Source organism: Nocardia sp. NPDC004573, from assembly GCF_053602135.1.
On the sequence record NZ_JBSGDA010000042.1, the window covers coordinates 13,330 to 32,544 of the forward strand.

The 19,215-nt window shown below is 61.2% G+C and carries 16 protein-coding genes and 2 pseudogenes; 7 read left to right on the forward strand and 11 right to left on the reverse strand.

The annotated features are described in order from the left end of the window. Nucleotides 1-404 precede the first annotated feature (404 nt). Genes ACWEKR_RS34650 through ACWEKR_RS34665 form a run of 4 tightly spaced genes read right to left on the reverse strand, consistent with a single transcriptional unit; the run spans nucleotide 405 to nucleotide 2,255 of the window. Nucleotides 405-836, reverse strand: a complete 432-nt coding sequence (locus tag ACWEKR_RS34650; RefSeq protein WP_452358107.1) for a nitroreductase family deazaflavin-dependent oxidoreductase — start codon at nucleotides 834-836, stop codon at nucleotides 405-407. Beyond that, the gene (locus ACWEKR_RS34655) at nucleotides 829-1,389 is read right to left on the reverse strand and encodes a dihydrofolate reductase family protein (protein ID WP_452358108.1); all 561 of its coding nucleotides are present in this window, start codon (nucleotides 1,387-1,389) and stop codon (nucleotides 829-831) included. The genes ACWEKR_RS34650 and ACWEKR_RS34655 overlap by 8 nt, the downstream gene beginning before the upstream one ends. Nucleotides 1,390-1,437: 48 nt before the next feature. Then, nucleotides 1,438-1,941, reverse strand: coding sequence for an SRPBCC family protein (locus tag ACWEKR_RS34660; protein WP_452358109.1), 504 nt, complete (start codon nucleotides 1,939-1,941; stop codon nucleotides 1,438-1,440). Next, the gene (locus tag ACWEKR_RS34665; protein ID WP_452358110.1) at nucleotides 1,938-2,255 is read right to left on the reverse strand and encodes an ArsR/SmtB family transcription factor; all 318 of its coding nucleotides are present in this window, start codon (nucleotides 2,253-2,255) and stop codon (nucleotides 1,938-1,940) included. The genes ACWEKR_RS34660 and ACWEKR_RS34665 overlap by 4 nt, the downstream gene beginning before the upstream one ends. Before the next feature lie 1,248 nt (nucleotides 2,256-3,503). On the opposite strand from ACWEKR_RS34665, the gene ACWEKR_RS34670 reads away from it, so the two are divergent. Together ACWEKR_RS34670 and ACWEKR_RS34675 are read left to right on the forward strand one after the other, a co-directional pair. Further along, the gene (locus ACWEKR_RS34670; protein WP_452358111.1) at nucleotides 3,504-4,565 is read left to right on the forward strand and encodes a fatty acid desaturase family protein; all 1,062 of its coding nucleotides are present in this window, start codon (nucleotides 3,504-3,506) and stop codon (nucleotides 4,563-4,565) included. 717 nt (nucleotides 4,566-5,282) lie between these two features. Further along, the gene (locus ACWEKR_RS34675; protein ID WP_452358112.1) at nucleotides 5,283-7,856 is read left to right on the forward strand and encodes a helix-turn-helix transcriptional regulator; all 2,574 of its coding nucleotides are present in this window, start codon (nucleotides 5,283-5,285) and stop codon (nucleotides 7,854-7,856) included. Between the two features lie 34 nt (nucleotides 7,857-7,890). On the opposite strand, the gene ACWEKR_RS34680 is transcribed toward ACWEKR_RS34675, so the two are convergent. The 3 genes from ACWEKR_RS34680 to ACWEKR_RS34690 all read right to left on the reverse strand — a co-directional run bounded on the left by ACWEKR_RS34680 (nucleotide 7,891) and on the right by ACWEKR_RS34690 (nucleotide 12,031). Then, nucleotides 7,891-9,990: a hypothetical protein gene (locus ACWEKR_RS34680; protein WP_452358113.1), complete on the reverse strand. Its 2,100-nt coding sequence runs from the start codon at nucleotides 9,988-9,990 to the stop codon at nucleotides 7,891-7,893. A 612-nt stretch (nucleotides 9,991-10,602) separates the two neighbouring features. Continuing rightward, complete coding sequence (locus tag ACWEKR_RS34685; protein WP_452358114.1) at nucleotides 10,603-10,884, reverse strand: hypothetical protein; 282 nt, start codon at nucleotides 10,882-10,884, stop codon at nucleotides 10,603-10,605. Nucleotides 10,885-11,416: 532 nt separating this feature from the next. Further along, nucleotides 11,417-12,031: a DUF4254 domain-containing protein gene (locus ACWEKR_RS34690; RefSeq protein ID WP_452358115.1), complete on the reverse strand. Its 615-nt coding sequence runs from the start codon at nucleotides 12,029-12,031 to the stop codon at nucleotides 11,417-11,419. A gap of 434 nt (nucleotides 12,032-12,465) precedes the next feature. On the opposite strand from ACWEKR_RS34690, the gene ACWEKR_RS34695 reads away from it, so the two are divergent. Both ACWEKR_RS34695 and ACWEKR_RS34700 read left to right on the forward strand, forming a co-directional pair. Further along, a complete protein-coding gene (locus tag ACWEKR_RS34695) occupies nucleotides 12,466-13,359 on the forward strand; it encodes a dihydrodipicolinate synthase family protein (RefSeq protein ID WP_452358116.1) in 894 nt (297 codons plus the stop codon). Between the two features lie 126 nt (nucleotides 13,360-13,485). After that, nucleotides 13,486-14,196, forward strand: coding sequence for a hypothetical protein (locus ACWEKR_RS34700; protein ID WP_452358117.1), 711 nt, complete (start codon nucleotides 13,486-13,488; stop codon nucleotides 14,194-14,196). Nucleotides 14,197-14,200: 4 nt separating this feature from the next. On the opposite strand, the gene ACWEKR_RS34705 is transcribed toward ACWEKR_RS34700, so the two are convergent. Both ACWEKR_RS34705 and moaC (ACWEKR_RS34710) read right to left on the reverse strand, forming a co-directional pair. Continuing rightward, nucleotides 14,201-14,629, reverse strand: a complete 429-nt coding sequence (locus tag ACWEKR_RS34705; RefSeq protein ID WP_452358122.1) for a molybdenum cofactor biosynthesis protein MoaE — start codon at nucleotides 14,627-14,629, stop codon at nucleotides 14,201-14,203. 70 nt (nucleotides 14,630-14,699) lie between these two features. Next, a pseudogene (gene moaC, locus ACWEKR_RS34710) lies at nucleotides 14,700-15,134 on the reverse strand (cyclic pyranopterin monophosphate synthase MoaC); the annotation flags it as partial. 191 nt (nucleotides 15,135-15,325) lie between these two features. On the opposite strand from moaC (ACWEKR_RS34710), the gene moaA reads away from it, so the two are divergent. Next, complete coding sequence (moaA, locus tag ACWEKR_RS34715) at nucleotides 15,326-16,384, forward strand: GTP 3',8-cyclase MoaA (RefSeq protein ID WP_452358118.1); 1,059 nt, start codon at nucleotides 15,326-15,328, stop codon at nucleotides 16,382-16,384. Next, on the forward strand, nucleotides 16,377-16,619 hold the full coding sequence (locus tag ACWEKR_RS34720; protein ID WP_452358119.1) for a MoaD/ThiS family protein: 243 nt from the start codon (nucleotides 16,377-16,379) through the stop codon (nucleotides 16,617-16,619). The genes moaA and ACWEKR_RS34720 overlap by 8 nt, the downstream gene beginning before the upstream one ends. Nucleotides 16,620-16,626: 7 nt before the next feature. On the opposite strand, the gene ACWEKR_RS34725 is transcribed toward ACWEKR_RS34720, so the two are convergent. Together ACWEKR_RS34725 and ACWEKR_RS34730 are read right to left on the reverse strand one after the other, a co-directional pair. Continuing rightward, on the reverse strand, nucleotides 16,627-17,151 hold the full coding sequence (locus ACWEKR_RS34725) for a TetR/AcrR family transcriptional regulator (protein ID WP_452358120.1): 525 nt from the start codon (nucleotides 17,149-17,151) through the stop codon (nucleotides 16,627-16,629). Between the two features lie 112 nt (nucleotides 17,152-17,263). Next, entirely contained in the window at nucleotides 17,264-17,629 is a 366-nt protein-coding gene (locus ACWEKR_RS34730) for a group I truncated hemoglobin (RefSeq protein ID WP_452358121.1), read from the reverse strand. 523 nt (nucleotides 17,630-18,152) lie between these two features. On the opposite strand from ACWEKR_RS34730, the pseudogene moaC (ACWEKR_RS34735) reads away from it, so the two are divergent. Continuing rightward, nucleotides 18,153-18,617: pseudogene (gene moaC / locus ACWEKR_RS34735) on the forward strand (cyclic pyranopterin monophosphate synthase MoaC); the annotation flags it as partial. Between the last annotated feature and the right edge of the window lie 598 nt (nucleotides 18,618-19,215).

Sequence of the window (19,215 nt, forward strand, 5' to 3'; positions counted from 1 at the left end):
CGCCGCCACCGAACTTGCCCAAGCCGTGGCGGTGCTGGCTCGAACCACGCAGGACGCGATCTGAAGACGTCCCAGGGCCACCAATGAACCGCGCTCGCGCCGGCGGCGCCACTGACTTGGCCAGCGCCCAGGGCCGCGCCGCCTGGCGATTACTCTGACTTCCGCCGCGGCCGCGAAACTCTTCCTCGTCCGGAGCGCAGCAGCGGTCGCCGGGCCGGCGGAACTCACCCGCTACAGAGGAACGCCGTCCGATCGCATCCACGCATTCGAGCGATGTGCTCGTCGTCGACCGGGGCGGTGCCACCACCCTGCGGACTCGCAGTGAACCCCGGAAGCATATTCATCGGCCAGCGACGAAGCCGAGGTCGAGCTGGCGGGCGGCGTCCCGCAGACCATGGACGGGCTCACCGCCGCTCTGCGCAACTCTGGCCGAGACGCCGCAGGATCAACAGCGGGATCACTCGCTCGGTCCTGCCCTGGTATTCGGCGAGATCTGCAGACGCGGCGAGAAGCTTCGACCAAAGTTCCGCGCGTGCGGTGCCCACCAACTCCTCGGCCCGCGCCGGGAACTTCTCGGTACCCACCTCGACCGTGATCGCCGGATTGGCCCTGAGGTTGTGGTACCACATCGGGTGTGTCGGCGATCCGCCGTTGGACGCGACGATCGCGAAGCTGCCGTCGGTTTGGGCGTAGCAAGCCAGCGGTGTGACGCGCTCGATCCCGGATTTGGCACCGATGTGGTGAATCAGGATCAGCGGGGTGCCGGCCAACATCCCGCCGACTCGTCCGTGGTTTGCGCGAAACGCCTCGACGGTCCGGCGATCGAAGTCAGTCACGGCCGATCTCATAAACAAGGCAGAGACGGCCGTCTGGCAGTTGCTTGACATTGCGCAGTTCGACCGCGCGGCGTTTTTCCGAAGTCGCGAAGAGCCCCGTGCCTTCGCCCGCGATCAGCGGGTATACGATCAGCCGCAGTTCATCCACGAGCCCGGCGTCAATGGCGCTGGCCGTGATAGCGGCGCCACCCATCAGGTAGATGTCTTTGCCGCGGTCCAACTTGAGCGCCGCGAGCTCGTCCAGGCCTCGCAGGAATTTCGTGTTCGGCCATTCGGCCGAGGTCAGGGTATTCGATACCACGTAGTGCGGTGTCCGGCGAGCGACTTGCGCCCACTCGATCTCTCCAGGCGTGGGCACGCTGCCGCTCTGCGGATGGACTTCATCGGGCTGGTTCTGGATAGTGGTCCAGTACTGCTCATATCCGGGGTACATCCGGCCCCCGAGCACGCACGCGTCCACTTGTGATGTCAGATCGTAGTCGTCCGACCAGCCGTCCACCCAGTCCGCGTAACCCTGCGAGCCCTCGATCTTCCCGTCGATCGAGGTCTTCATGGCTGCGATAAGTCTGCGCATAGTTGTTCTCTCCCGATGTGTTTCGGCTCAGTTGCCGACTCGCGCGGCGTAATCGACACGCAGATCGGCCATGACGTCGTCGAAGTGCGGCGGGGTGCGGTCGGCCAGCCGGTCGACGAGCAGGTTCAGATGCGCATGCCAGCCTGCGCTGTAGTTGATGACGCCGTCACGGTCGGCGATGCGGCAGTGGGTGACCACGAGCCGGACCCGGTCGCCGACCGGAGTCAGCTCGAACGTGACTTCGGAGCCGTCTTCCCACGTGTAGGACAACAACTGCGGTGGCTCCCAGGCCAATACCGTGCCTTCGATCAGGTGTTCATCGACCGTGCCGCGCGGGTGGCCGGTGAGTTCCGCATTGCGGAACACATGTTCCGCCGCGCCGCCGACTCGCGGCTCGACGCCGCCCGCCGCCAGCCAGGTCTTGCGCCTGTCCGGCTCGGTGAGAAATGCCCAGACCCGTTCGATCGGGCCACGCACTTCACGTTCGATGCGAAGCGTATCCGGGGTGACCAGGGTGCAGTATTCGCTCATTGCTCTTCCTTTTCGAGGTCGTCGGCTTCGAGGGCCGCTTCGAGTGCGTCGATTCGCTCGTTCCAGAACTGCTCGTAATAGCGCATCCAGGCGGCGCCATCGCGCAGCGGCGCCACGTCCAGCGCACAGGTATGAGTGCGTCCATGGACGAACCGCCGCACCATCCCCGCGCGTTCGAGCACTTTGATGTGCTTGGATGCCGCTGCCAGCGACATGGAGAAGGGCGCCGCCAGCTCGCCTACCGAACGCTCCCCGCCCGCGAGGAGGCTCAGCATTGCTCGGCGAGTCGGATCGGACAACGCGTGGAAGATCATGTCCAGTCGTTCCGACGAATTCTCAACCACAAGGTTGAATATCCCCGAACGCCGACCGTTTGTCAACCATCAGGTTGAATGTTCCGGCCAAGGTCCACGCTGGCACATCCATCGGTTCAGCATCCCCGGTCGGCCGCGTCGAGGAGAACCCCGCCGCCCTGGACGACCGACACCGGTCTGACTGACCGAATCCCACAACGCACGGCACGACCGAACAACGACAGCAGCACCCGAGGCAGACACCACCCACCCGGAAGTGACGTCACCTTTCGTGATCACAAGTCGCCGTTCGAGGCCCAGGGTGACGCCCGAATTCACCTGTAGCCTGACGCTGGAATCCACCCTGTCCGATCAGCCGTCCTGTCGCCGACCCCTGTCTGAAGTTTCAGCTCGTGGCACCGGGTTGTGCCGTTGGCGATCAATGCGGCAGCCGCTTCGATCACATCGATGAGCAGCGAGGCGGGCGGTATGAGGTGGGACCGACGCCACGTCGGATCTGTGAGACGCCTCCGCGATGAGCTGCTCGGTTTGCGCCGATCGAAATATCAAGGGCAGCAGTATGATGCAGTCCTGACCGAGATCTCGCCGGACCAGGGGCCGCCTGGCGAGCCGGTTTGCCCTGACTCCCACGCCGCCTGGTGCCCGAATCCGTCGATACCCGAACGGACAACGCCGATGAGCCGCACTCACCTGAATAGAGTCGCGCCGTAGGGATTTGCCCCATATCCCCGGGGGCGGCTGGGTGGGAGAGTCGGGTGTCCCGACGCGATGCTCGCATCGGGGGTTCCATGCAGGATATTCCGCTACATACCGCGGGCGGGAATGCCGCCATGCTACGCCGTCGTACATGGCAGAAGGGCTGTCGAATCAGGTTGATAGTTGGGCAGTAAGCCTTCTGCACCGTGCGCCGCAGGCGAGCTCGAGTGGAGCCGCTCTTCAGGGGCGCTGCGCATCACGAGGCGCATAGTTACATTCGGCATTTCGCATCGGACCGATATTTTCGGCATCGATCGCTCGAGCGGCCCGTGCGAGCGTTGCCGGGTCCGGCTATGCCGTCCGAAGTCTCGGTTTCACTGCGATTCGCATTACCGCGAGCAACCCCGACCGCGGGTGCGCTTTGCCTCGGTCGGGATGCGATGACAGCGCTGCCGCACGCAAGTTTATTCGATTCGCGAGTCTGTGGCCGAGATAATCCAGTCGGCTCTATCCGACCACAGGGTTGCGGCATTTCGTTCAGGAGTCGCATCAATGCGAAATAATGGAGCGCTCGAACGTGAGTTTCAAAAACCGCCGTCACTGGTAAAGCGTGCAGTGCGTGAGACGTCGCGATTGGACAACGCTCACAATATGCTGTACATTGCAGCCGACTGGGGATTGTGGATTTCATCCGCGTACATCGGCGTCATGAGCGACAATTTCTTCATCTACGTGATTGCTGTGATCGTTATCGGAAGCCGGATGCGTGCGCTGGGCAACCTGCTGCATGAGGCTTCGCATCACAAATTGTTCCGCTCGAGGTCAATGAACGACACAGTAGGGGCCTTGTTGTGGGCATGGCCGGTGGCGGTCGGCTACCGGCGGTATGTCGAGCAACACCGCTTGCATCACGTGTACCTATGGGACCATGACAAGGATCCCGATATCGGACTGTACCTCTTGACCGGTACGGACGAAGCATCTGTCGACCGATGCCCGCGCTGGAAATTCTGGGTCATCCACGTGGTCTTCGCGGCGATACCTCTTATGCCTCTCCGTAGATTGTGCACGGACCTTTCGTACGACCGGCCGAGGCTATTCAAGCTCGGCACGCTGAGCGTTCTGCTCACCGGAGTCGGAATATGCACGAATCTGTCCGTCGTCGATATCCTGATCAGCTACTGGCTGATTCCATTTCTGACTTCTTATCAAACAATCGCATATTGGGCGGAAATGGCTGAGCATGGCGGCATGCGGCGTCTCGGCAAAATGTGGGGTAGTCGGAACTGGCGGGGCAGTGTGGTTACTCGTTGGTTGATAGGGCCACATTCCGATGATTCATACCATTTACTCCATCACTGGTTTCCGAGCGTGCCACACTATCGACTTGCCGTGTTGGACCGCGTTTGTGTCAGCGAATGGCAGATCTACGCAGAACACCCACGATGCGGCGGGTTCTTCGTCTCGAGCGGGTCGCGCAGTTCCGTCATCGATGATATATGGAGGGGACCTGCGTCCGTCGATCCCAGTGTTGGAACAACAAAGGGCCATCGTCTTGTTCGTGCCGCAAAGGCGCAATGCGGTGTCGATTCACAGAAGCTCGAGTCGCAGTAGCGTCCGGCGAACGCCGTGACCGGAGGGCCGGCTTCTGCCGAGTCCGAGGTCGCCTCCGCATCCGGTAGGTCGATGCCGCGTAGTCGATTGCGCCCTGACGTGTCGACCCGCGCCGTCTCGATGGCCGCACATTTTCGACTTCGTCGGTCAGCGTCACTCTGTATCTCAACGCGCAGGCCCGGCCTTCTCGGCCGCGACGGTCGGCGGGACGCGAGTTTTGGCCGCGGTGTGCGTGAGCGGCTGACCTACATGAGGGTACTCGACTCGCGGATTCGCAAATATCCGCTAACGCAGGGTACATTGACCTCGTCAACTACCGAGCGATCGGTGGACAGGCACGAATACCCCCGAGCGAGCCCCGAACCGATGCAGATCGAGTCGGGGCTCGGTTGGGTGATGCACCAACGGGTTCTGCATACTGTCGGCGATGCGGAACTGTAGATCATTCGAGCAGTGGCCGGGGTTCCGTCAAGGGATGGCGCCTTGGCGAGCTGCTTCAAGGCGGCGGGCCCGGCCGCAGTGACATCAGGATTTTCGCTCCGCATAGATCTCCTCGCGTTATTGTCGATGTTGCTGTCGAGGGATGGTGAAGCGAACCGCTTGCCAGGGTGGAACGCATATGGACCCTGGACGAATCTGCCGAACGTTCCGGATACCGTGCGGTAGGCTCCATTTAACTTTCCTGAGCCGGCCTGACCTGGTTACCCTCGATTTGCTATGACATCACGACGCAACGCTTCGAGATTCGATCCACCGGTTACTCGAGGGTTCGTCGGGCGTAAGCCCGAGTTGGATAGGATCGTCACCGTTTTGACCGGCAATGCCCGACTGGTGACGGTAACCGGTCCCGGCGGTATCGGGAAGACCTCACTTGCAGTAGAGGCGTTAGCTCATCTGCGGCAGAGGAAGCGTCGAGCGGCCACGTGGGTGCGTCTTACTCGTGTCTCCGCAGAAACTGCGATTGAGGAAGAAGTGGCTCTGGCGATAGCTGGTGTCGATTTCTCGCCACGGTCAGCGTGGGCGATAATACTGGATCGCTTGTCCGGCGTCAGCTCGGAAGCGCGCGCGTCACGGCCGGTTCTTGTCCTCGATAATTGCGAGCACGTTCTCGACGCTGTCGCCGAGTTCGTAGTCCAGGTTCTGGATGCCATACCGGGAGTAGCGATCCTCGCGACCAGTCGGGAGCCGATTGGTTGGATCGACGAGCAAGTGGTCACGGTTCCGCCGTTGACGACTTCACAGGCCGTGGCGTTGTTCGCTGATCGTGCGGCATTGACGGGGCGTCCCGTTCGGATTGCAGAGGATCGGGTGTTGGTTGAACAAATCTGCCGGCGGGTCGACAACAATCCGCTGTTCGTTCGGTTGGCAGCGGCGCGAATGTTCTACGAACCACTGCCCGCCATTTGGGAGCAGCTGGCCGATTCCAGCTCGAGTTCGTGGATCCAGTGGTCGCACGGGCCGGTCGCTGGGGCCGAGACGCGTCACCGGGCGATTCGAGATGTGATCGGCTGGTCGTATCGATTGTGCCCGGAGGAAGAGCGCCGATTGCTGGAGCGTCTTTCGGTCTTCGCGCCTGCGGACTCGCAGAATCTCGATCAGCACAATGTGGTCGAATCCGGGGTGGACCTCAAGTCGATCACGGCCGTCTGTGCCGATGCGCCGATCGCCGGAGTGGATGCCGAGCTGCGGCGATCGGACATCGAGAAGCTGATTGATCGCTTAGTCGATCGCTCCCTGGTGAGCGTTCGCGTCGGTGAGACCGGAGCGCGCTACTCGTTGCTGCAAAGTGTTCGCTTGTTCGCCGCAGAGCAACTCAGCCACCGCTCTACACCTGGTGAGGACGAATCGGCTCGAATAATCGAACGCCATCGCCGGTTCTACCGGGACACTTTGTTGCAAGCTGTCTCAGCATGCTTCACGCCCGAGGAAGATCGCTGGATCGCCTGGTGCCGAGCGGATTGGGACAATGTGGTTCTGGCCATCGAACGGAGTCTCGACGCGCCGGAGCATGCGGTCGACGGCCTTATGATGACTTTGTCGCCGATCAGCCGGCGGGTGTCGTTCCTCCGGGGCTCTCCACGAGAGATCCAACGTTTGACCGAGCATGCTCTACGAGCTACCTATGTTCCTGGCGAACGTCCGGATGACTTACGGCTGGCGGCGATGGCGTCAGTCGGATTCCTGAGCTTGAGCCAGGGGCAACCGGACAACGGTGCACGGATGCTTGCGACATGCGTCGAGGCTTCCCTCGGCCCTGAGGAGCGCGAGGGATGGCGCGACAAGATGATGGTGGATCTCGGTCTTCCTCCCGCTGTCGACATGTTGTGGGGAAGCGAGCTGGCTCTCCTCCATGGTGATCGTCGTTCGCTGGCGGTGCTGGCCCGTGCTCGGGAGAAGTTCGAAGCTATCGGGGACAGTGTCAGCGCACTGATTTGCGACCGTGTTGAAGCGAGCACCGCTGGTGTTCTGGCGGACGGGGACCAGGCGTTATCGATCACTCGCCGCCATTTGGATGTGGTGGCAGGCAAATCGGGTTGGCTGCGAACATCTGCGCTGTTCGCCTGGGCGAACGCCTGCTCTCGGCACGGCCGGTTGAATGAGGGGCTCGCGGCGAGCCGAGAAGCCTTGCAGCTTGCGATGTCCAGGTCGGACGAGTTGGACATGGTGTGGGCTGTGCATGTTCGGCTGTGGGCGTTGGCTCGGCTCGTCGAGCAGCTCGTTGCCGAACGAAATGCCGACCGCGGACGTATCGACGTAGTCGCTGTTCACGTGGCAACTCTTGTCGGCGGCGCGAAAGTACAGCGAGCTCATCTCGGTCTGGACTTCGACGCATTGCGGCCTGTCCACGCCGAGACCGAGCATGCGATCCTGGTTGTGAAGAAAGTTCTCGGTGAGCGGCGATTCAATGCGGCGGAACGTGAGGGTGCCGCGCTTCGCCCCGAGCGACATGAGGTGCATCATCTCGCGCTCGGAACGCTTCGAATAGAACCGGAGCCCGCCACACACCCGCCGGTGCCGCAGGACACGGAGAAGAACCGCCAACGATGGGAGAAGCTTTCCGTGACCGAGTGTGATGTTGCAATACTGGCGGCGGCTGGATGGACGAACGCGGCGATAGCCGTGCGCCGTGGCAACTCCGTCAAGACAATCGCTGCCCACATGAACTCTATCCTCGGCAAGCTCGCCCTCTCGACACGAACCGCCATCGTCACACGGGTACCTGAGCCTCTCATCGACCGAGTTCGCATGGAGGCCGCGGAACGGAAGCATAGTTCAACTGCGAAATCGTAGCCGGACGGAACAGGCCGTCCGCGAACACTGTCGATCAAGCGGGCGGCGCGACACTGTTCGTCGGCGTTCTGCTCACACCCGACGCCCAACGGTCGGTGTCGAGTGCGGCACTCAGATGACTCCGGACCGAGCGACCAAGTTTTGGATCAGCGGTGTTGACGAGGTACTTTTCGACAGAGTCGACGACTCTGTCGGCCTGTGCGACGCTGGTCCATCGCAGCATGCGAGCCGCTTCTGCACGGCTGTAACCCGCCTCCTTCTCTCCGATTTCGCCATCGGCTACCTTCTGTAGATTCTTCAGCTTCTCCCTGATCGGGTTCTTCATGTAGTCGTGGACCACACCGAGCGGTGTGGTGGGATCGCTTGCGTCGCCGCGCAGATGCACCCGCTCGGAGTTGACGCTGCGGTAGGCTGTCGCCATTTCTCCCAGTGCGGCGCGGCCGGCCGGCGTGCCTTCCGCATCGGCCAGGATGAATGCCGCGATTACCTTGTTGAGGTTGTTGTCGGTAAGGGGCTCGTCTTCTTTCATCTGCAGGATCCGTCCAGACGCCTGAATGGCCCCATGAATGATCCGCTCATCCGTAAATCCCGCCCCCATCAACGCGTGATAACTTTGCGACAGGTTGCCTCCCACCCCGAGAACTTCCTCGACTGCGGCCGCAGCTCCACGATGGGTGTTCAACCCTCCGTGTCCTCCTGCGATCGATCGCTGCACTCCTTCTCGGGCGGCGTTTGCGAGCACCACCCGATCGGCGAAGAGGCCGCTCTGCAAGCCTCCCGCCCCGCTGACCTTCATGCCGCCGATTCGACTGGTGGTAAGGTCCCAACCGTCCTTCTCCGCTCGATGTCGCACTTTCGAATGCCGCTCGAGCGGATTCCTCCGGCCCAAAACCCAACTAGCCACCGGAGTGGTATTCAGCGTTGCGAGTGCAGCGGCATCTGAGATGATGCGTCCCTTCATCGAAGGCATAGAAGTCGGCCGACTGTCCGCACCCATGCCGAGAGCCGACGAGGTACCGCCGGTTCCTCCACTCCCTTGTATCGCAAGAGCGACTCGGTTGGCGATCCATTCGTTTCCTCGATCCAGGCCGTTGCCAAGGCGTTTCAACTGGGAGATTGCGATTGCCTCCACGATCCCCGCAATGACGATGACCGCCATGACCTGATCTCCTGCTTGCGCGAACAAATTCTCGAGGAAAAGTGTGTAGACACCCAGGAAAATCGTGTAGACCGTCATCCTCGCGGCTGCGACGAATCCATCGACGATATTTCGCACCAGAAAAGTCTGGGTCGGGCCGTAGACGAACCCTCCCGCAGCGAAGCCGAATATGGCCATGAATCCGTGATAGATCGAATCCAGCGCCGCCTTGATTATCTTGATTCCGAGATACACCGCAAAGGCCAGCACTATGGCGCCGCACACCAGGAGCACCAGACCGGATCCGATCTGACCGATGCTCGGATGAAGCGCCTCCGCGTATGCGGCGGAGTCTCCGCACATTCTGAGCCCGTTCAGAACTCGCGAGTCGTCTGCTGCTCGCATGCCTGCCGTCCATGCGGCGCGACAGCCAGGTGACTGGTCGATCATGTGGCCGAAGTTCCAGACCTGTATCGGGCGGCGGGCGAAGTTGTCGGCCAGCCCGGCCTGCAAACTCGCGACCAGTCGGTCAGGATTCGGATCAGCCTGGCCGTTCAGGCCGGCGGCTACCGAGATTCCCAATTCGCGGCCATGGGCTAGAAGCCCGTGCGAGGACAGAACGTCCGCCAGTGGCTCGCTCAAGAAGATCGGGCCAAGCAGCGCGACGGCAAGCATGGTCACGACTTGCACGGACGCCTTGGCGGCATAGCCGCGCACTACGAACCACGCTACGAAGACCGCACCGATTCCCGCCGCAACAGTCATGAGGAGCGGTGTGGCTATCTGGTCGGTAAGCGAGTCGGCAACTCCCGCCAGCGCCCGACCGAACGGGTCGAGCCATTTGTAGCTGATCGCGAAGCCGATCACCCAGATCGCCGAGGTCACGAGAACCATGTAGCCGATGAACTCGAGATAGATTACGGCCGACACAACGGTTTCCAGAGGGTTCAAGACGCTGCCGTGGCTCGTGACGAAGACGTAATCGGTCAGTCGCACCCCGGACGAGTCTCTTATGTTCATCCACCCCAGAGCAGCGATCCCTGACCCGCTTCCCGTGCTGGTCGCGTTGCTCTGCGCTGTCGCGACAACACCGAGGAGGCCTGGAAACACAACGAGCGCGAAAACGAAGGCGATCAGCCACAACGTCCGCCGCGACCAAGGGCGGGAAGCACGGTGGGTGAACTTGACCCATTGTGCTGCTCTGAGCAGCGACTGACACACCACTTCGCGATACCCCGATTCCGATCATGTCAGCGGTTTCCTGGCCGAAGCACTTCAGCTGCCGCCGAGTCGCATGCGCCGATACACTGCCTCTGTGCGCACGGAGATTCTCGATACCGCAGCGGGACCGAGGCCACGCCGCCGAGGGACGCTCCGGACCATTTGTGGTCCAATCAGCCGCGGGTTCAAAGACCTTGCATCATCCAAGGTGTCGCAGACACCTATCGCATCGCCATGGCCTACGCGGGCACGTCCTACGCGATCCGTACCCGATACTTGGTGAACCAGTCATCCATATCCACCCTCCTGTATTACGCCGAATACAAGCTGCGATAACCGGTAACCCTTGCGGTCCTGATGCAGCCGTTCGACCGACTCCGGTGGACTTCAACCGATCCGCGTCACAGCTTCGGCTGCAGCGCCCGGATCGTGGTCCAAACCGTGCACGATCAGCTTGCCGCCCGCCCCGGTGATCCGCCCCTCCGCTGTGGCGTACGCCATCCGGCGTGCATGCACAGCGTTGGCAGCGCCAGTCAGCTGGGCAACCGCCAAGCGGCTGTTCAATTTCGGCGCCGCGTAGGCCACGATGTCACCGCGGTTCGTGAAGACAGCACTGCCCGTCGCCGTGTCCATCAAGGTGGCCAGCACACCACCGCGCACGGTGAACATCGCGTTGATGGTGGTGGCAGGGTCCGGATCCAACCAACAGCGTGCCTAGCCGCCGTCCAACCTCTGGAGTTCAATTTCCAGGCCGAATCTTTCGCGATGCATCTGCTCGAAACAACGAGCAATTCAGTGACACGTGATCTCACGGTCCCGCCGGCATGAAGACCACTCCCAGTCACGGCATCCCTCCGTTGTGAATCCATGCCTCTGTTCGACTTCGGTTCGGATGTCGCCTCGGCAAATAGTCGCGAGCCGCCCGATAACGCATCATGCATCGGAGCGCACACGCTGCGAGAGATCACTCTGCGCTGAAGGATCGGTAGTAACTCACGACTCTCCTACAGCTCCAGTCGAAACGGCATGGGGGAAATGCCTACCATCGCGGTCTTCCTACCGACCGAAGACGTCGAGACCACCGCAACGAAAATCCACCAGGCCGGGCGACCGCGGCAGTCGATCTTGGAGAAGCCAAGATGCACAACGCTTGCCACACGGATGCCTGAGGCGATAGCTCGCTGGTTTCACCAGTTCGCGCTTATGCTCTGGTGGCGAACGCCGGCAGTCTCCTACGGCCGGTCAGCACCTCTTCGATCAAGTCCGTGTACGCATCGACGAGTTCGGCGAGACGGCACCATGCCACGTGCACAGTAGGATCGCCGGGCCGAACTGTAGCGAGCAATTCGTCCGCCTGTACGCACGCGTCCGCAATTCGAGCGACCACCGATCCGAGAGTTTCGGTATGCAGTGCGGCACCATGGCGGTGCTGCGAGACGTGCTGGTCGGTCCAAACATCTATGTCGTGCACAATGGTCCATCGACGTTGTTCGGCTCGATCTCGCCGATCCGCCAGCTCCCCACCTGGCTGCACATATAGTTCGGCGAGCTCGCCGGCCCATCGCGCCAACGGGTGGTCGATGCCGCCGGATCGGCGGATCGCATGCACAAGATCGGCCGCAGTCGGCAGGACTTCATTCGAGCCGACACGGCTCGCTTCACCGATGCCGCTGAAGGGCAGCTTATTTCGATGAGCGCCGGAGGCGTCACGGCCATCAACGGATTCGGAACGACATCCGCCCGACACCCCCGACAGCAGCGGCTCAACCACACTGACATCGCGGACACTTCGCCTTGGGGCGCCTTCGCCGAACATCGAAACCTCCTAGCGGGCGGCCTCGGATGACGCGGCTAGTGCCTCCTTCTACGATCCCCTGACGGATCTGTGTTGCACAGCACTAACGGAACCGGCCGGTCCGCCAAGCATCGCCCATTTCCACTGCTGGGGATAGTCAGTCGGCCGCCACGGACCATCTTTCACAACCCTCGGAGTCCTGGCCCCGATGACCACTACCGAAATGCTTCCAGTACCGGACGCCGCGACAGATCGTAGGAACTTCCCCCATACCCCCGCCGCGAGAATTCCTGCAAGGTCGGGTCGTTGCACCACCTTCGTCCTGCTCACCAAATGATCGGCGGTGCGCCGGTCGGCCCGGCAAGCACCGGGTCAAGCGGTGCGCAACTCGCAGCCGACCACATGGACCGAAGATCGCGGTGTGCCGGTACGGCGTGTTCGAAAGGACGTAACCCTTGAGCCAAACTGTTGCGCCTCAGATAGTCTCGGGGATTGTCGCGCAGGTCGTGACTCCATTCACTGCCGACGCATCCGTCGACGCGAGCCTGATGTGTACCTTGATCGACAGGACGATCACCGGCGGCGTCGATGCTATCGAACTACTCGGATTCCCCGGCGAGGGACCGTATCTCGACCGAACCGAGTGGTATCAGACAGCAGCGACCTGCGTCGAGCATGTCATGGGACGGGTTCCGGTTATCCTGGACGTCTCCGACGTCACCACCGCGGGCGCCATCAGTCGAAGACGCTTCGCCGAGCGGCTCGGCGTCGACGCGATCTTGGTCGCCCCAATGCCCTGCTGGCACCTGACCGACGGGGAACTCCTCCGGCATTTCACCGCCATAGCGGAGACCGCAAGCATCCCAGTCATGGTCGGCAACGAGCCCAAGGTGACCGGCGTGGACCTGACCCCGCGATTTCTTGTCGACCTGGTCGCCGACGTCGACAACATCACGATGATCAAGGAATCCAATTCCAGCCGCCGCCGTATGTACCAATTCAACGAACTCATACAGGGCGGAATTTCACTTTTCACTGGGAACGATATGCAACTATTGCATGCATATCATGCCGGAGCCACTGGATGGTGCACGGCCGCATCCAGCCTGATTCCGGAACTGTCGGTCCTTCTGTGGAAACTTTTGCAGATCGAGAGCTTGGCGGCCGCAGCGAATCTATTCTACCGTCTCATACCGCTGTTTGCGACCATCGCGGAGCATGGGCAACCTGCCACCGTGAAGTCAGGCCTCCGAATGCTGGGGATCGACGCCGGGGATCCTCGGCTGCCACAGAAGCCGCTCGACGGTGACGCTATGGCCGATTTAGCCGAGTTCATAGTGGCTGTATGAATGCTCGTCGCCGGGCCAGATGTATCGCGCGCCGCAACGCTGCGGACGCAATATCAGCAGGCAACCATTTCAAGTTACCAGGCATGGGGATGATCCTAGGAACGTAGGACGTAGTAATGTAACTCTATGTTCGAGCTCACAGAATTTTACGCATTGCACACCGGGCTTGCGCCATGTATCGGCGTAGAGCCTGACGGTTCGGTCGTCTACACGGAGCTGAAGCCACATTCTCTCGGCAATTTGAGAATCCGGACAGGGCGTGTCGCCATAGGCGGTCCCAGTTCGCTCGGCAGCGATTTGGACGCTTCGACTTGGGGCGAACAACTCTACCGTCAGACGCCGATATTCAGCCCTATACCAGTTGGAGCACATGAAGTATGGCTGACACTCACAGCGCCTCGAGTTTCCCGGACCGGTTCCCCTGCGTATCTGAGCATCGTGTTCGATGATTCCGCTGCGGAAACCATAGAGCCTTGGATTTCGGAGGGAGGCGCCTCTTCGGATGGACATCCGGCTGACAGCTTCGCCTACGTGAACGAGACTTTCCTTGCCGTCATGGATGCAGCGGCAGTCTCCGGCTACCGAAACATCGTCACGACAGCCGATTCCGGCCTTCTACTCCCACAGACAGCGGCCACGATCATCCCATGCGCAGACAGCGGTGACAGCGCCATAGTCTGCCGGTCCGAGAAAGGCGTTTATCCTGTCGTGGCCACGCGCAATGCCAGGCGTGAAATAAACGGATTACATGTAGATTTTGCGATCGTCGGTCCGCACGATCGAAAGAATTGGTGGAAGGCACGCCACACACACGGGGTTTCGCAAAACCCGCGCTGAGCCCTCATTCACCTGCGTTCACCCACTGGGAGAATCCGTCGGTGAACAACTGCCGCTTCCAGATCGGCACCTCGCGCTTGATCCGGTCCACCAACAGTTCACATGTCGCGAATGCTTCGGCGCGGTGCGGAGCGGCCACCGCGACAACAATAGCGATGTCACCGATCACTAGATCACCGATGCGATGCGTCGCGGCGACGGGCAACCCGCTACACGCCGCGACACCAGCACAGACCCTTCGCAGAAACCGCTCCGCGTCAGGATGCGCGGAATATTCGAGAGCCGACACCATGTGCCCGTGGTCGTGATCACGCACTTTTCCGATGAAGACCGATACGGCACCGAACTCGGGTCCCGCGACTGCCGATTCAGCATCGTCGATGCCGAGTGGATGGGCGCTGATCCGGGCAAGCTGAACACCCGACTTGGTCATCATCGACCCTCGTTCCTTTTCAATCCTGCTCGGCGACGGTTTGTCTGCATCCGAGCGTGTCAAGACTTCTGCCGTCTTTCCCGATGACCCGCACATCTCCCAGCGTCGCCCCCGGATCGACCGCCTTCACCATGTCGTGCAGCGTCATGCCGGCGATCGCCACCGCCGTCAGAGCTTCCATCTCGACGCCGGTGGGCCCGGCGCTCTTCACCGTTGCCCGGATCGCGATGGACGCATCGGAGAAGCCGAATTCGACCTCGACCGATGTCAAAGACAACTGATGGCACAGCGGAATCAGGTTCGACACTTTCTTCGCGCCCAGAATTCCGGCGATTCTTGCGGTGCTGAGTACGTCCGCCTTCGGCATATTCTCCGCACGGACCAAGGACACCACCTCCGCAGTGGTGTGCAGTCGGCCGCCCGCGGCCGCAGTACGAGCATCGACGCGTTCCGTGGTTAGGTCGGCCATTCGGATACGACCTTCGGGATGAGGCAACTCGGCCATGCCGGCCAGTGTACGTCGATCATTTCGGGGCCCCCTCCAAATAGTTCCCAATGCTGGGTACTTTCCCGGACATAGATTGCAGGCTCAATAATATTGGACCAGGCGCGCCAGGCGTGAACAGAAACACCAAGTTCCCAACAATGGGAAGTGCTGGCGATTGCGGACCCACGCCTCGCGCAGATAATTGCAATATGCGTCCGGTTGAGCTGGGGTTACCCGCTACACGAGCTGGTCAGCCTTCAATCGACGGGCGGCCTGACACACCAGATCTTGTCGATCAATTTCGCCGAATAGCGCGGGACTTGCGCATTTCCATCACCGAGAAATGCTCGCTGCGCTGCACCTATTGCATGCCCGAAGAAGGCCTTCCGCCGATACCAAGGAACGAGCTGTTGACGATCGACGAAATAGTTCGACTGGTCGGGCTCGCCGTGCGGGAACTCGGCATTCGGGAAGTCCGCTTCACCGGCGGTGAGCCCTTGATGCGGCGAGACCTAGAGGAGATAATCGCCGGCTGCCACACCGCAGTTCCCTGCACACCGTTGGCCATGACAACGAACGGAGTCGGATTGCGGCATCGCGCTCGCGGTCTTGCCGAGGCCGGGCTGGCTCGTGTCAACGTCTCGCTCGACACAATCGATCGCGCAGCTTTCGCAAAGCTGACGCGCCGGGACCGGCTGGAATCCACACTGGCAGGCATTCTGGCCGCGCGTGACGCCGGCCTGGCCCCCATCAAAGTGAACGCGGTCCTTATGCGCCCCACACTCGATGGAGCCGCGGACCTACTCCAGTGGTGCCTGGATGAACAATGCGAGCTTCGCTTCATCGAGGAGATGCCGCTGGACGCCGACCGGGAATGGGCACGCAGGAACATGGTGTCCGCGGCAGAACTGCTCGATACGCTGAGCGGCCGCTTCGCACTGACTCCGGCCGGCCGGCCGGATGCTGCGTCACCCGCGGAGCTATGGCATGTCGACGGTGGGCCCGCAACGGTCGGGATCATCGCCACAGTCACTCGGAACTTCTGTGGAAGCTGTGACCGCACCCGGATCACCGCCGAGGGAAGAGTGCGATCCTGCTTGTTCAGCGACCAGGAATTCGATCTACGGCGACTACTGCGGTCCGGTGCTGCCGACTCCGAGATCGCCACGCTCTGGCGGGGCGCCATGTGGAACAAATGGGCTGGACACCGAATCGACTCAAAGGATTTCGTTCCACCACAACGCACGATGGGAGCAATCGGTGGTTGAGATCCATTATTTTGCCGCAATCGCCCAGGCTGTCGGCAAGGAAAGCGAAATACTCGAGTTCCCTGCCCAGGCCACATTGGCCGATCTCCGGCATCAGCTTCGCAAATGCTATGGCGACAAGCTGGACAAGATGTTGTCGGTCTGCGCCTACGTAGTCGGCGATGAGATGACCCGCGATCTGAGCACGACCCTCACCAGTCGGGTAGATGTCCTGCCTCCATTCGCCGGCGGGTGACAGGCGGTCATTCGGGCACCACTTCACACAACACGAGTTCGATGTGACGGCGGATCTCGTGCGCATTCATGGGGTTGCCGTAGATGTGCTGCGTAGCAATGCCGATGATGACCGTAAATAAGAAGTCTGCTTTCGCCTTCGTCCGCAATGAGTCTCCCGCAGCGGAATTGGCGAGCACTCGCGCCAAAGCCTTACTCAACCGCGCACGATGCTGCCCGGCGCCGTCCACGCACGGACGGTCGATGGCTACGATCTCGTTGTACAGATTCAAGAATCCGGGTCGCGATACAGCAAAATAGGTCCATCTCGTGAGCACCGCGGCAAGGTGACCGACATCGCGCGATCGATGGTGCTGGATCCGAACGATCGCGCTGCGGCATAAGACCTCGATGACATCCTCCACGAGGGAACGCTTGCTGGGGTAAAGCTGTTGAACGATCTCTCGAGGGCATCCAGCATGAGTCGCGACCATGTCGATCGTGGTTTTGTGCAGGCCGTTGTCGATGAAGAGTACCGCCGCCGCGTCGATCACGCATCGACGGGTAGAACTCGGAAGAGCGTTACGGGCGACAGATCTCATCCAATCCTCATGTGGCCGTGCTCGTACTTCACGGTCTCCTGCGTAATCGTTGTCTGCCTCAGGATCAGGGCGCCGAGCCGCTCACGATGTCCGGCGCAAGTGTTCCGACGACACCGATGATTTGCTCCACGATGTCGTGCCCCACACCCGCCGCCGTCAGTGCTTCGGTCAAGTGAGTGGCCACGAGCCCGAAATGATGCATTGTTATCCCACGACCCTGGTGAACTTTACGAAGCGACACCCCAGTGTATGGATCGGGTCCTCCGAGTGCTGCGGCGAAGAATTCCACTTGACGACCGATGAGTCGTGGAATATTCGTGCCGGAGAAGAATTCCGCTAGATCGTCGTCCGCAAGGACGCGGACATAGAAGTCGGCAACGACGCCTTCCAGCGCCTCGGCACCGCCGATCTGATCGTAGATGCTGCTCATCGCACATCGCCTTTCTGCGAGATGGTTTCGGTACAGATGCCGTCGGGAAAAGGACTGCCCGCCGACGAGAACGGTGTTGTATCCCACCCTGCGTTGTGCTGCTTCTTGTCGCAACTCAGAGGAATCGCCGTCCTCTTGTGCCTAGCGCGGCGGCCGCGGCGCATTCGACTACCCTTCAGAGCGCAGGCGCTTTCCACACATGAAGATGGCGCCGACCCATGAAGCGATTTCCTACCTGAAGTCGGTGTGAGAATGGATTTCACCACAGCGCATACGGTCCCATGCGTCCAGCCCGGTGGCTATGGGGCAAACGCCTATGGTCTCCGCATATCGTAGCTCGTTCACCGAAAGGCCCACCGTTCACCCCGGAAGCTTTGTCACTCACCGCCATGACAGTTCCGATTGTCATCGGACGACCACGGCTCTGTCATCGGGAGCGGTTGCACCGATCGAATACAAGGTAGCCAAGAATGGGAAGAACATCACAAGCGCATCACCCATCGGTGGTGCGAATCTTGCGGGTATGAGCGAGTTATCCCACGTCGACGGAGAAGGTCGCGCCCGCATGGTCGATGTGAGCGCAAAGAAAGACACAGAGCGTATCGCGGTAGCGGCAGGTGAGGTGCAGACAACGCTCGAAGCTGTCGCGCTGCTCAGCGCCGGAGCCCAGTGGGCAGCGGATGTGTTGGCGGCCGCCCGCCTTTCGGGCATAATGGGCGCGAAGCGCACGTCAGAGCTGATCCCACTCTGTCATCCGTTGCACCTGTCCGCGGTGACGGTGGGGTTCAAGTTCTGCGGGAATACGGTTTTGATCGAAGCTACCGCGAAGACCCACGGGCCTACTGGAGTGGAGATGGAGGCGCTAACCGCTGTGACAGTGACTGGGCTGAATCTGAATTACATGCTGAAACCTGTCGACCCGCTCGTCGCACTGGACAGGATTCGGCTGGTCGAGAAGCACGGAGGGAAGAGCGGCAAATGGGTTCGATCCGGTCATGATCGGAATTTCCGGGCTTCGGATTCCAGCATTATCCAACTGCATCAGCAGGGTTCGAGGGCGATGCCACCGAGTGGCATCTCATCGAAGTGACGAAGCAGCGCGGACTCTGTGCACCGAGTCCGGCTGGCACGGGTTGACTTCGATCATCGAAGTTGTGCGAACGTCGTGAGCATTCGCTAGCGTGCCCTCGCACAGTACCGAGCCCTAGCCCTCCAGGCGAATCGGCGTGAGAGGGGTGACGCCATCGTCGTCGACGGTGGTTGGGAGTGGCGTGGTTTGTCTTACCTGGTGTCAATCCGTCCGAGGCGTCGAGGGTGAGTGGTCATCATGGTGGCTGGCATCGGCACTCGTGGCCGGTCAGGCGGTTCAGAGGTACCGAACGCGAGTTCGATCACCACCCAGCCAGGCAACGCCGCAGCCCGCAAACCGAGCGGTCTCTGGCTCAGGAATTGCCCGCGATGATGACTTCGGGAATGCCGGTCCCGAGCGGAACCGGTCGGCACACCGGCGCCGGACTGCTCGGCTCCAGCACAGTCAGCAGCAACTCCTGCACGAACGGGTCGTACACCATGTGGAAGTGCCCGGT

Coding starts and splice junctions, on each gene's coding strand:
- ACWEKR_RS34655 (WP_452358108.1), bottom strand. CDS start 1,389: ATGAAGACCTCGATCGACGGGAAGATCGAGGGCTCGCAGGGTTACGCG.
- ACWEKR_RS34660 (WP_452358109.1), bottom strand. CDS start 1,941: ATGAGCGAATACTGCACCCTGGTCACCCCGGATACGCTTCGCATCGAA.
- ACWEKR_RS34665 (WP_452358110.1), bottom strand. CDS start 2,255: ATGATCTTCCACGCGTTGTCCGATCCGACTCGCCGAGCAATGCTGAGC.
- ACWEKR_RS34670 (WP_452358111.1), top strand. CDS start 3,504: ATGCGAAATAATGGAGCGCTCGAACGTGAGTTTCAAAAACCGCCGTCA.
- ACWEKR_RS34675 (WP_452358112.1), top strand. CDS start 5,283: ATGACATCACGACGCAACGCTTCGAGATTCGATCCACCGGTTACTCGA.
- ACWEKR_RS34685 (WP_452358114.1), bottom strand. CDS start 10,884: ATGTTCACCGTGCGCGGTGGTGTGCTGGCCACCTTGATGGACACGGCG.
- ACWEKR_RS34690 (WP_452358115.1), bottom strand. CDS start 12,031: ATGTTCGGCGAAGGCGCCCCAAGGCGAAGTGTCCGCGATGTCAGTGTG.
- ACWEKR_RS34700 (WP_452358117.1), top strand. CDS start 13,486: ATGTTCGAGCTCACAGAATTTTACGCATTGCACACCGGGCTTGCGCCA.
- ACWEKR_RS34705 (WP_452358122.1), bottom strand. CDS start 14,629: ATGACCAAGTCGGGTGTTCAGCTTGCCCGGATCAGCGCCCATCCACTC.
- moaA (WP_452358118.1), top strand. CDS start 15,326: ATGCGTCCGGTTGAGCTGGGGTTACCCGCTACACGAGCTGGTCAGCCT.
- ACWEKR_RS34730 (WP_452358121.1), bottom strand. CDS start 17,629: ATGAGCAGCATCTACGATCAGATCGGCGGTGCCGAGGCGCTGGAAGGC.